The organism is Trinickia sp. Z7 (assembly GCF_056498045.1).
This window is the reverse complement of record NZ_JAUEQW010000008.1, coordinates 183785-195929: the sequence shown is the minus strand read 5'-3', so window position 1 is coordinate 195929 and position 12145 is coordinate 183785. Positions and strand designations below refer to the sequence as shown.

The 12145-nt window shown below is 63.3% G+C and carries 9 protein-coding genes; 2 read left to right on the top strand and 7 right to left on the bottom strand.

Annotation, left to right across the window (positions count from 1 at the left end):
* The first annotated feature begins 153 nt into the window (after positions 1-153).
* Positions 154-2268, top strand: a complete 2115-nt coding sequence (locus tag QQS38_RS16045; protein ID WP_479646359.1) for a phosphocholine-specific phospholipase C — start codon at positions 154-156, stop codon at positions 2266-2268.
* Between the two features lie 256 nt (positions 2269-2524).
* Positions 2525-2971 carry an HU family DNA-binding protein gene (locus tag QQS38_RS16040; protein ID WP_479646358.1) on the top strand — a complete coding sequence of 149 codons (447 nt, stop codon included), beginning with the start codon at positions 2525-2527 and terminating at the stop codon, positions 2969-2971.
* A gap of 84 nt (positions 2972-3055) precedes the next feature.
* Here the strand turns inward: QQS38_RS16040 and QQS38_RS16035 are convergent, their stop codons facing one another.
* The 7 genes from QQS38_RS16035 to QQS38_RS16005 form a co-directional block, all read right to left on the bottom strand.
* Positions 3056-4495: a cytochrome-c peroxidase gene (locus tag QQS38_RS16035; RefSeq protein WP_479646357.1), complete on the bottom strand. Its 1440-nt coding sequence runs from the start codon at positions 4493-4495 to the stop codon at positions 3056-3058.
* 148 nt (positions 4496-4643) lie between these two features.
* On the bottom strand, positions 4644-6296 hold the full coding sequence (locus QQS38_RS16030; protein WP_479646356.1) for a phospholipase C: 1653 nt from the start codon (positions 6294-6296) through the stop codon (positions 4644-4646).
* 317 nt (positions 6297-6613) lie between these two features.
* Positions 6614-7780, bottom strand: a complete 1167-nt coding sequence (locus QQS38_RS16025; protein WP_479646355.1) for a porin — start codon at positions 7778-7780, stop codon at positions 6614-6616.
* A gap of 396 nt (positions 7781-8176) precedes the next feature.
* Positions 8177-9085 carry a YihY/virulence factor BrkB family protein gene (locus tag QQS38_RS16020; RefSeq protein WP_479646354.1) on the bottom strand — a complete coding sequence of 303 codons (909 nt, stop codon included), beginning with the start codon at positions 9083-9085 and terminating at the stop codon, positions 8177-8179.
* Between the two features lie 104 nt (positions 9086-9189).
* Positions 9190-9738: a GNAT family N-acetyltransferase gene (locus QQS38_RS16015; RefSeq protein ID WP_479646353.1), complete on the bottom strand. Its 549-nt coding sequence runs from the start codon at positions 9736-9738 to the stop codon at positions 9190-9192.
* An 83-nt stretch (positions 9739-9821) separates the two neighbouring features.
* Positions 9822-10373 carry a hemerythrin domain-containing protein gene (locus QQS38_RS16010; protein WP_479646352.1) on the bottom strand — a complete coding sequence of 184 codons (552 nt, stop codon included), beginning with the start codon at positions 10371-10373 and terminating at the stop codon, positions 9822-9824.
* 382 nt (positions 10374-10755) lie between these two features.
* Complete coding sequence (locus QQS38_RS16005; protein WP_479646351.1) at positions 10756-11910, bottom strand: cytochrome P450; 1155 nt, start codon at positions 11908-11910, stop codon at positions 10756-10758.
* Between the last annotated feature and the right edge of the window lie 235 nt (positions 11911-12145).

Genomic DNA, 12145 nt, shown 5'->3' with positions numbered 1-12145 from the left:
AAGCGTTGCGCCGCGCGCCGCTCGAGTTCCCAGCTTGTTCCTGAAGTGCGTTCGCTGTTCGCAGGTGGTTGATTTTGCCGTAGTGCGTCGGCGTGCCTCGCCCATGACGAGCACGCTCCCGTTCCTTTCCTTCGCCATGAAACACGACATCCAATGACATCGAAAAGCCGCCGTGATTTTCTGCGCGCCGCCGCTCAAGCGGCCGGTGCAGCCGCCGCGATGGGCGCATTGCCCGCCGGTATTCGCAATGCGCTCGCGATCCCCGCGCACGATGCGACGCGCAGCATCAAAGACATCGAACACATCGTGATCCTCATGCAGGAGAACCGCTCGTTCGATCATTACTTCGGCACGCTGCGCGGCGTGCGCGGCTATGGCGACCGCCGCGCGATCGATCTGCCGAACGGCAAGAGCGTTTGGCATCAGCCGTTGGCTGCCGATACGGGCTATCTGCTGCCGTTCCGGCCGAGCGCGCCCGATCTCGGCATGCAGTTCCTGCAAGATCTTCCGCACGACTGGACGACGACGCAAACCGCATGGAATCGCGGCCGCTACGATCAATGGATCGCGGCGAAAGGCACGACGACGATGGCCTATCTCACGCGCCAAGACATCCCGTTCCACTATCAGCTCGCCGACGCCTTCACGATTTGCGACGCCTATCACTGCTCGGGCATGACGCCGACGGATCCGAACCGCTATTACATGTGGACAGGTTGGGTCGGCAACGACGGCACGGGCGGCGGCCCCGTCATCGACAACGCCGAGGCGGGATACGGATGGTCGACGTATCCCGAGGTGCTTCAAGCCGCCGGCGTTTCGTGGAAGGTCTATCAGGACATCGGCACGGGCCTCGATGCGGCCGGCTCGTGGGGTTGGACGCAAAACGCTTATATCGGCAATTACGGCGACAATTCGCTGCTCTACTTCAATCAGTATCGCAACGCGCAACCGGGCAATCCCCTTTACGACAATGCGCGGACGGGGACGAACGTAGCGGCGGGCGGCGGCTATTTCGACGTGCTCAAGAAAGACGTGCAGAACGATACGTTGCCGCAGGTATCGTGGATCGTGGCGCCCGAAGCGTATTCGGAGCATCCGAATTGGCCTGCCAACTACGGCGCTTGGTACATCGATCAGGTCCTGCAAGTTCTGACCTCGAACCCCGAGATGTGGAGCAAGACGGCGCTCTTCGTGACTTACGACGAGAACGACGGTTTCTTCGATCACATCGCGCCGCCCTATGCGCCTTGGTCGAAAGAGGCCGGTCTCTCAACCGTCGATGTCGCGAACGAACATTTCCCCGGCAATGGCAACTATCCGGCCGGGCCGTATGGGTTGGGCCCGCGCGTGCCGATGCTCGTGGTGTCGCCGTGGTCCAAGGGCGGCTGGGTATGCTCGGAGACCTTCGACCACACCTCGCTCATTCGCTTCATCGAGCGGCGCTTCGGACACGGGCGCAACATGTGCGAAGCGAACATCACGCCATGGCGCAAGGCCGTATGCGGCGATCTGACGCGCGCATTCGATTTCGCCCATCCCAACGCCGCCATGCCGAACTTGCCTAGCACCAAGGCATACGCGCCCGCGGACCAGCAACGGCACGCCGATTACGTTCCGCTGCCGCCGCTCGTCCAGGCCAAGCCGCAGCAAGAACCGGGCGTGAGGCCTGCCCGTGCGTTGCCGTATGAACTGTTCGCACGGGCGCAGCTTCAGGCGGGTCAGGCGCAATTGCGCGTGAAGTTGACCAATACCGGGCACGCCGGGGCCGTGTTTCACGTTTACAAGGCGCTTAGCCTCGATGCGCCTCGCACCTACACGGTCGAGCCGCGCAAACATCTGCTGGACGAATTCCCGCTGAACCTGGACGGTACCTACGATTACGCGGTGCACGGGCCCAACGGTTTCGCGCGCCGCTTTGCCGGGCGAGCGCTCGCCGTGCATCTATGGACGAGCGGCCTGGCGGCGCCCGAGGTGAGCGAGTCGTACGACGTGGCGAACGGCAACATCGAGCTCCATCTTAAAAACGCCGGCGCCGCGGCTTGCGAGTTCACGATCTTCAACGCCTATGACGGAGCAAGCATGAAACGTCGCGTCGCCGGTGGCGAAAGCGCCGACCTGTACGTCGATTTGCGGGCTCATCACGGTTGGTACGACCTTCACGTGAGCGTCGACACCGACTCGAAGTTCGTGCGCAAGCTCGCAGGCCATGTCGAAACGGGGCAGCCGAGCATGAGCGATCCCGCGCTCGGCATGGCTTCGAATTAAGCTCGCACCTGCACGCAGGCCGAGGGTTGGCCCCTCCGGGCAAACCCTCGGCCTGCGCCGGCGAAGATGCGTCTCGCTCGACGACGCACCGCGGCAGCGCTGAAATAGTCAGCGCCACGCAACAAATCTCCCTGTAAACACGCGTCGAAAACACAAAACAGATGCATGAAGCCGCGCGGCGCTTGTAGAATCCGGCGTTGAAGCGGCGTACGCCGTACGCGCTTCGTGCGTTCAACGACCCATAGGTAGGAGAAACATGTCGACTTCCGCAAAGAAGGTTGCGAAAAAGGCTGCCGCCGCTCCGGCAAAAAAAGCAGCCGCCAAGAAAGCTCCCGCGAAGAATGCCGCGGCTAAGAAGGTCGCCGTGAAGGCGTCCGGCGCTGCGTCGCCGATCAAGGACACCTTCACGAAGGCCTCGCTGGCTGCTCACCTCGCGGAGCGTGCATCGGTCGAGCCGAAGTCCGTCAAGGCCGTCTTGGCCGCGCTCGAAGACACGATCCTCGGCGCGGTTCACAAGAAGGGCGCGGGCGAGTTCACGCTCTCGGGCTTGCTCAAGATCGTGGTGCAAGCGGTGCCGGCCAAGAAGCGGCGCTTCGGCAAGGACCCGTTCTCGGGTGAAGAGCGCTGGTTCCCGGCCAAGCCGGCCAGCGTGCGCATCAAGGCGCGCCCGCTGAAGAAGCTGAAAGACGCGGCCGCAGGCTAAGTCCGCTTCGGCAAAACAAAACCCCGCAAAGGCCGAGCGCCTTTGCGGGGTTTATTCATTGGAGCGGCGAATTCGGCCCGGAGCTCAGTGCGTTTTGCCTTCGCTCGTATAACCGTCGGTGAGCGTTTGCAGGAAGGCGACGATGTCTTTCATATCCGCGTCCGTCATCGGCGGCGCATCGCCCGGCCTGCGATCGAACGGCGCATCGGCCTTGTCGATGTTGCCGTGAAATTTGGCCGGCAGATCGTTGTATTGCGCGATATGGCCTTGGGCGTCGCGCGGGTAGATTTTCCCCGGCTCGACATCGCGCAGGTTATAGAACGTCAGCACGTCCTCGAGCGAGCGATAAACGCCGTTGTGGAAAAACGCATGACGGGTGGCCGAATTGCGCAGCGTCGGCGTGAGGAACATGCCGCAGTACTGTGTCTGCTGCGCCAGGTCGGTCCGGTGCGGGCCGCACAATCCCATGTCGTAATGGTTGGCGTCGCGGTTGACGGCCAGCGCGGTATTGCGCGGCACCCCCAACGCTTCGTATTCGTAATCCGTGAACATCGGCGGCTGGCCGTCGCGCGACGGTTGCGACAAATGACAGCCGGCGCAGTTCGCTTTCTTGGGATCATTGAATAGCCGCAGGCCGCGCAGCTCTGCCTGCGTCAGTCGTGCACGTCCTTCCAGCCAGTAATCGTATTTGCTCGAGTACGGGTGAAACGAGGGATCTTCGACTTGATAGCGCGCAACGGCGAACATCGCTTCCGATAACAGCAAGCGCGGATTCTTGAAAACCTGCGGCCCGAACAACTGCAAGAACACGTCGCGGTATGCACCGCTGTCGAATTTGCGAGCAACCGCGTCCTCGCTCGTATTGGCCATCTCGACGGGGTTCAGCAGCGGGCCGAGGGCCTGCGCTTGCAATGTGTCGGCGCGCCCGTCCCAGAACATGCCGCCTTGGGGAACCATCGCCGGCGCGGCAGGCGCGCTGCCGGCGCTCTTTTGCGCGAGCGTGGCGCCCGACGCTTGCGCTGCTTGCTGCGCCAAATCGGCGGGCGTATCGGCGTCTGCTGGCTCGGCGCCGATGCTGAAATTCGGCTGGCGGTAGAGATACATCAACGAAGGCGGAGGGCGGTCGCCTTGCAGCGTCATCGCGGGACCGCCGAACTGGACCGGCAGCGCGTTGGGTGGCCCATACGCGTGCGCGGGGCTGTGACACGAAGCGCACGAAAGCTTGCCCGACGCCGACAGGCTGGGATCGAAGAAGATGCGTTTGCCTAGCAGCGCCATTGCGCTGAGCGGCGCGGTTTGCGGGCGTTGCAGATGAACGGGGTGCGGGTTCGCGCCCGTCAAGCGCTCGACGATTTCGCCGACGGCGGACGGCGTGTGCTCCGGGTAGGCGAAGGCCCAGGCGCAGGCGCCGGTGGCGGCAACGAGAAGACCGAGTGCGAGCGTGCGCACCATCATGCGGCTGCGCACGGCGGGGTGGCGGCCATCGGCGGCCGGGTTCGGCAGGGCTGAATCGAGCGGTTGCATCGTGTCGAAGGGGCTAGCTGGCAAAAGAACACAGCCCGTTGCCGGGCTGTGGAGGAGCGAGGGCCGAGCAAACGGCTCGTGTCGTATCCGTGTCGCGTCTTGACTCGACCCGACCCGATGCTCGGCGATCTCTGCTTCGCAGGACGTACTACGGAGCGGTGCTCACCTGCGTGCCCAAGTTCGGGTCGAGGGACAGCGGCGTCGTGCGCGCGGCGCTCGAGAAGTCGAACATGCCGTTGATGCCGCCCGCCGTCGCGTCGAACGAGCCGCTGCCGATGCGCTGGCCGCCGAGCCAGTTGTCCTCGATGAAGCGAACGATCGACGCTTGCGAGATGGCCGTGTGATCGACGTAGTTCTTCTTCGCGTACGGCGAGATCACGAGGAACGGGATGCGCGTGCCCGGGCCGCAGCGGCCGTTCACGGGCTGGCCGTTCACGCCGAGCGGCGCGGTGCCGCTGCCGCACACGCTCGTGCCGTTCAACATGTCGGCGCTCGAGAACGAGGCCGAGGTAGGCGGCACGTAGGCGTGATCGTACCAACCGTCGGAATCATCCCAGGCCACGAGCACGGCGGTGTTCTTCCAGTCGGGCTGCTGCTGCAGGAAGTTCACCACCTTCGTCACGAACGCTTGCTCGTCGAGCGGATCCGAGTAGCCCGCGTGGCCGTCCTGATAAGCGGGCGCCTTCAGGAAGCTCACGGACGGGAAGTTGCCGGCCTTCACCGCGGCGAAGAAATCGTCCGAGTCGTACTGGTGGTTGGCCGGGTCGGCCGTCGTCGCGCCGGGCGCCGTCGTGTAGCCCACTGCCGCCATCGACGCGGGCCGCAAGTGCTGCGGGTTGGCCGTAGAAGCGTAGTACTGGAACCAGTTGTGGTGGGGGATGTAATCGGCCGTCGCCGCGCCCACTACCGTCGAGGTCGTGCTGCGCGCGCAACCGGTCGTGCCGTTGGCGTTCGTCGTCGATAGGTTGAAGCCGCCCATGAAACCGCCCCACGTGATGTTCTTCGCGTTGAGCAGGTCGCCGATGTTCTTGCCGGTCATCATGGCTTGGTCGGTCGTGCTCGAGCACACGTCCGAGCCCGGATCGACGTCGTTGATCATCGTGAGGCCGCCTTGACCGTCGGCCACGTAGTACGAGCTGCGCGACGATTTCACGATCTGCATGCCGTTGGTTTGCCCGGCGATCGCTTCGAGAGCGCCCGGGGTGGACGGACCGTACGTATCGGTGAAGGCGTTGTCGCTCATCGCATAGTTCTGCGCGTAGTTCCACAGCGCAGTGACCGTGTTGCCGTCGTAGTAGCCCATGACCTGGCCCGTCGTGCCGAACGCGCCGGCGCCGCCGCTCGTGCCGCGGCCCGTATATTTCGGGAAGAGGTCCATGAGGCCGTTGTCGTACGCTTGCTCTTCGGCCGTATAAGCGTGGTTCTGGTCGGCCGTCGCCGCTTGCGTGCGATCGAGGCGGAACGGGTTCGACGCGCCGGCGCCGTTGGCCGCGTTGGTCGCGTTCGGGTTGGCGGTCAGCAGCGTGCCGCTCAAGCCGTTGACGCTCGGCGTGCCGGCCGCGGCCGTGAACACCGGTTCGCCCGTCGGGTTGGTCGCATTCGGATAGGTGGCGAAGTAATGATCGAACGAGACGTTTTCGCCGTAGATCACGACTACGTGTTTGATCGGCGTCGCGGTCGCGGCCGCGTTTTGCACCGAAAGCGAAGACGCCGCCGGCGTATCGTTCGAACTGCCGCATGCGGCGAGAACGCCGAGTGCTGCGACGGCTACTGCAATGGGAACAAGCGTACGGCGAAGCATGGGGACGAGCTCCTGAATTGTCGTTGCCGCGAGCTCCCCATACGCAGATGCCGTCACCCCTTCCCGTGGGGATGATGAGCGAGGAAGCCGCCGCCAACGGTGGTTATTTTCGGAAGAACGGCGCATTGGACCATGTGCATATGAAGCGTCCGAGGCATATCCCTTTCAAATTCATTTCGCATGCGTGCGGCTTCCTGGAGTACTTGCACTAAAACTAAAGCGGCCCGAGGCCGTCGCCGAGCAGCCATGAAAAAAGCCAGCCGGGCGGACCCGGCTGGCTCGAGGTACTTCGTACTGCTAACTAGCTGCGCTGTCGATTAGAACTTGTGGCGCAGGCCCAAAGCGACGAGTTCTTGCGAGCTCGTGCCGTTGTAGCCGTACGAGCCGATCGACGCTTGCGCGTTCGTCACGGCGCCCGTGTCCGGGTTACGCGTCTGACCGCTGGCGTGCTGATAGGCGCCGACCAGGTACACGTCCGTGCGCTTGGAGAGCGAGTAATCCGCGCCCAACGAAGCTTGGTGATACGTGGCCGACGTATCGCCGCTCGACTTCGTGTAGGTGTAGCCCAGACCCAGCAGCAGCGCCGGCGTGGCTTGGTAGTTCAAGAAGCCTTGACCGACGTTGAACTTCTCGCTCGATCCGAACCCGGAGAAACCATCGGGCTTGTACTGTGCGTTGCTGTAGCTCGCGCCCATCGTGAACGGGCCGACCGTGTACTGCGCGGCCAGGCGTGCGATGCCGATCGACTTGGCCGTGGCGTAGAAGTTGTTGATGTTGGCATCGAACGTGCCATCCGACGTGCTGTTCCAGCCGGTGCGCAGGCCGTTTGCCAGCGTGTTCGAATTGTCGGCGTGGAAGTAGCCGGCAGCCAGGCCGAGCGGGCCGTTGTTGTAAGCCGCGGCCAGCGACCAGGTTTGGCCGGCGCCGGTCGAACCGGCAACGCCGCCGAACGCGTACATAGCTTCGAATTGCAGGCCGGCGTACGAGATCGATTGGAACTTGATCGCGTTGTTCGTGCGCGAGCTGTTGTCGTAGTTATCGACATCGCCCGGGGTGGCGAACGCGCTGCCGAAGTAGTTATCGGCCGTGATGGCTTGAACCAGGTCGACCACCGGGTCGTATTGGCGGCCGAGCGTCACCGTGCCGAACTGCGAGCTCGTCAAGCCGACGAACGCTTGACGGCCGAATTCGCGGTTGCCTTGCAGGTTACGGCCGTTCGACGGATCGAAGCCGTTTTCCAATTGGAAGATCGCGGCCAGACCGTTGCCCAGGTCTTCTTGGCCCTTGATGCCCCAACGCGTGCCGGCCAAATCGCCGCCGCTGGCATTGCCGAGCGCCCACAGATGTTGATTGCCCGATGCGTTATGGACGTACGTGAGCGACGTGTCGATCACGCCGTACAGCGTCACGCTGCTTTGCGCATGAGCAGCGCCGGCTGCACCGAGCAGCGCGAGCGAGAGGGTTGACAAAGCGATTTTTTTCATCATTTCTCCACGCGAAACGTTATTAGACTGTTGCGGGAAGGAGAATAGCGCAATGGAGTTGAAAGGCAGAACGGAAATTTATTCGTTGTCGCCAAAACGAAACACGCCGGGATTAGAGCAAGCCAATAGTGGCTATCGAGTGGGGTGTGAATTATTGCCGCATTTGAAATACTAAATTAGCGAAAGCGCAAAACTGTGACGCAATTGTGCAAATTTTCCCCGCGGCCGTGCATGACGCCCAATATTGGCGGCTCGGGTGAGTGGCCGCCTGCCCAAAGTGGGCGCGGCTCGGCGCACTTCGGTGCGGCTTGCACGGTAAGGCGACATTCGGTTCGGTGCCGGTGCCCGAGTGACGGGTAGACAAGTTTGTCGAAATATGGCCGCCGGCGGCCGAAACTAATCATCTGGCTTATTACGCCGCATGCGCGCGGCCGATTGCAGACGCTGGCGCCCGCGCGCCGCCGCGTATTCGGCGCCGAGTAATAGCACGGCGGCGGAAAAGTACAGCCACATCAATAAAGCGGCGAGCGAGCCCGCCGCGCCGAACGCATTGGCGAGCCCGGCGTGGGCCAAGTAAATCGCGAAAAGCTTCTTGCCGGCGGTGAACAGCAATGCGGCCACGATGCCGCCGGTGAGCGCATCGCGCCATGCGACGTGCGCATCGGGCAGGAACTTGAGCAAGGCGGCGAACGAGAAGGCGAGCACGACTACGCCCAGGACGAGCTGCAGGATGTCGCCGATCACCACGAAAGGCGTGCCGCCCAAGAGCCAGTCGCCGATGAAGGTCACGACCGTATCGAGCACGAGCGAGACGATGGCGAGAAAGGCCACGCCGAGCACGAGACCGAACGAGATCAACCGGACTTTGACGAGCGCAATGACGCTGGATACGCGTTGCGATGCATCGGCGGGCCAAACGATGGACAGCGCCGTATTGAGCGAGGCGAATGTCGCGGATGCGCCGAGCGCGAGCGCGACGAACGACACGAATGCGGCGGTCCCGCCCGCGCCGCTATGGGAGCGCGCGTTGGCGACGATCATTTGGACCGCCGCGGCGGCCTCGTCGCCGATCAGAAGGTGGGCGTCTTGAAAGATCTGCCCGCGAATGGCGTTCGCCCCGAAGAACCAGCCGGCCACGGCAATCACCATGACGAGCATCGGGGCCAGCGAGAACGCCGAAAAAAAGGCGATGCCGGCGGCCATGGTCGAACAGCGGTCATCGCCGAAGTGTTGCACTGCATCGACCGCGCAGGCGCCCTCCCGGCGCGCTTCGCGCGGCAAACGACTCAACCAGAATGAAGCCATCGATCGACCCTCGAGCGGACCCGTACCGTGATGCTTCGGGCTGTCGCAGGCGGCATGCCTGTGCGGCGATCGACGCGAGCGCGCGCTCGCCGGCGGCCTACCGCCTAGCGCCTGTCCGTCCGCAGCAGACCATAGATCACACTATTGGAGATCTCGCCGTCGATGATCCATCGTTCGCGCAAAAGTCCTTCGCGCACAAAGCCTAGGCGCTCGAGCACCCGGGCCGATGCGACGTTGCGCGGGTCGGTTTCGGCTTCGAGGCGATGCAGGCCCAAGACGTCGAACGCGCAATCGATCACGGCGCGCGCCGCCTCGCTCATGTAGCCTTTGCCCCAGAACGCGTTTTGCAAGCCGAAGCCGATCTCGGCGCGCGTGGACGCCATCTCCAGGTTGAACAGCGAGCATATGCCGATCACTTCGCGCGTCGCCTCGAGTTCGATGGCCCAGACGATCTCGATGTCCGCGCCGGAGCCTTGCACGCGGCGCGCGACGTAGTCGACGGCTTGCTCGAAGCGCCTCATGACCGGAAACGACCAGTAGCGCATGAATTGCGCGTCCGAGTACATGACGAAGAGCGGGGTGGCGTCTTGCGGGCCGAGCGGGCGAAGCTTGAGTCGGGCGGTCGATAGAATGGCAGCGTCGAGTGGCGGCATGAGGCGGCGAATAGGGGGATGCGGCGGGGATTCGGTTGGCGTTCTCGCAGTGTATAACGCGCATCCTCTCGCCATCGCAACCGCTACTTGGGCGTGACTGTGCGCCTAGCCACCATGGCCGCGCTGAGCTTGGCCAGTTGCCGGTGATCCAACCATGCTTGCGCAAGCGGCAGGATTTCGCTCTCCTCGAAGGCCATGTGATTGCGATATGCGTTCACGAACCGGTCCGCCAAACCGCGCTCGAGCGGCGTGGCGAGGCCCTGGGCGATATCGGCGAGCACGGGGCGCAACTGCGCCCAGGCCGCTTCGAGCTCGCGATGCTCGTCCAGCAACGCTTCGATCCTTTCGCCGATCGGCGAGCCGCGACGCCGGGCGCTCTCGCGCAACAGCGGAAAAAGATCGTCTTCCTCGTCCGCATGATGATGCGGACCCGCGACGTCGAAGTAGCGCATGATGTTTTTGCTTGCCTGTTGCGCTTGCTCGTCCGCGCCGTGCGAAAGGAGGTGAGCCGCCAGCTTTTCGAGCGTCGCGCACTGCGCGGCAATGCGCTCATGACAGGCCTTGAGCATTTCGAGCGGCTCATCGAACGATGGTGCAGGCTTGACGAGGACGTTGTCGGATTTCACTTTGCGCACGGGTTCTGCCTCGCTTCGGTCGATGACGCCTGGGCTCCCGCGCCGGCCAGGGATGACCGGATGAATGGGCGGGGGGCCGGATGGCGCTGCTTAAAAACATACGTACAATATATCAATTATGGTGGCCGGGCAACTCAGACGGGGAAGCCTCACAGCCATGTCATATGAAGTATTTGGCATAAATAGGGATGTTTTGGCCCTCTAATTGTTCTGATGCTCCGATAAAAGATGGATGAGAAATATATATAAACGACGTGGAGTCCGGTCTTGTGCCATCCTCGCCCACCTCTGGCAACGGGTGGCAGCGCAGGGCGTTCTTGCCATCGCCGGATTCCAGCCTCGAGCCGGGCGCGTGCCGACGGCGCTGCCAAGCTGGCACGACTCACTCGATCGATAGCGGCAACGTGGAGTAACCGGCCGCCGGATAAACGGCGTTCACGGGGGCGCTGCCGGAACCTGCGAGGCCGATCTTCGTCGTGCCCGCCAGCAGGGCTTCCATCATGACGCGCAACTCGAGCCGAGCCAACGGTGCGCCCGGACAAGCGTGGATACCCGCGCCGTACAGCAGGTTGTCGGCGGGGTCGCGATCCAATCGAAACTCGTCGGGGTTGCCGAACACGGCTTCGTCGCGATTGGCCGAGGCCCAGATCAGCGTGAGCCGGTCTCCTGCCGCGATCGTGCGCCCCCCGATCGACACGGCTTGCGTGGGCGTTCTGCGGTTGGCGATGAACGGCGGGTGGATCCGCAAAATCTCGTCGATGGCCTTCGGCAGTAGATGGGGGCATGCGCGAAGGTCGTGCTGAACATCGGCGTGCGCGGCGACGTAGTGAGCGAGGATGCCGACACAGGCAGCGATCGTTCCCAGTTCCCCGACGGTCCAATTGCGCAGGATACTGACGATCTCCGCATCGGAGAGCGGGCGCGCGCCGATTCGTTCCCTCAATAAGCGTGTCGTGAGGTCATCGGGTGCTCGCTCGCCCAACGCGCGCCGTTCGTCGAGCAATGCGCGGATATGGCCGTCGAACTGAACCGCGAGGCGTCCCATCGCCTCCTTGTCGCCCGCGAGCGTGGCTGTCTGGTTCAGCCCCATCCACTCGAGCAGCGGGGCCTGCAGCGTTCGCGGCCAGCCGAGAAACTCGCACTGGACCCGTATCGCGAACGTCTGTGCGAATCCGGACATGAATTCCATTTCGCCCGGCTTGTTCAAAGCGTCGACGAGCTCCCTCGCCACATCGCGGCAAGCGGGTTCGAACGTGCGCATGCGCTCGGGGTCGAAATACGGATCGATGATCGCGCGATAGCGTTCGTGTTCGGGCGGGTCCATGCCGTTGGGCACCGCCAAGTGACCCGATGCGGCATTGCTGAACGTGTGCGGGTCGTTCAGCACGCGCATGACATCGTCGTGCCGAAAAAGGGACCATTTCAGGTAACGGCTGTGAGCAACGGGGCAGTGCCGCCGCATCGCGTCATATGCGGCGATCTGATCTCGCAGGACAGGATCCGACGTTGGATCCCAGTCGTTCAACGGCTTGCTCATGCTCGTTCCTAATCATTGTTCCGCCCGCGAATGAGTCACGCCGCCCGAGTTAGACCGGATCGATCATGGATAGCCTGCGATGGACGCCACCCGCCGTGCAGTCTTGCACTGAAAACAATGATGTCGCGGGCCGCGCAGTCTTGCTTTGATTTATGTCACAACGTGAGGATTGGATGGGGCGGGAGCGCGCCGCGGCGGCAGACGATGCACCGCTGAAGCGGCGAAGCGAAGCGCG

Bases quoted from the DNA above. Each gene is read 5' to 3' on its own strand.
- QQS38_RS16005 (WP_479646351.1), bottom strand. From the start codon at position 11,910: ATGAGCAAGCCGTTGAACGACTGGGATCCAACGTCGGATCCTGTCCTG.
- QQS38_RS16020 (WP_479646354.1), bottom strand. From the start codon at position 9,085: ATGGCTTCATTCTGGTTGAGTCGTTTGCCGCGCGAAGCGCGCCGGGAG.
- QQS38_RS16015 (WP_479646353.1), bottom strand. From the start codon at position 9,738: ATGCCGCCACTCGACGCTGCCATTCTATCGACCGCCCGACTCAAGCTT.
- QQS38_RS16025 (WP_479646355.1), bottom strand. From the start codon at position 7,780: ATGAAAAAAATCGCTTTGTCAACCCTCTCGCTCGCGCTGCTCGGTGCA.
- QQS38_RS16030 (WP_479646356.1), bottom strand. From the start codon at position 6,296: ATGCTTCGCCGTACGCTTGTTCCCATTGCAGTAGCCGTCGCAGCACTC.
- QQS38_RS16040 (WP_479646358.1), top strand. From the start codon at position 2,525: ATGTCGACTTCCGCAAAGAAGGTTGCGAAAAAGGCTGCCGCCGCTCCG.
- QQS38_RS16035 (WP_479646357.1), bottom strand. From the start codon at position 4,495: ATGCAACCGCTCGATTCAGCCCTGCCGAACCCGGCCGCCGATGGCCGC.
- QQS38_RS16045 (WP_479646359.1), top strand. From the start codon at position 154: ATGACATCGAAAAGCCGCCGTGATTTTCTGCGCGCCGCCGCTCAAGCG.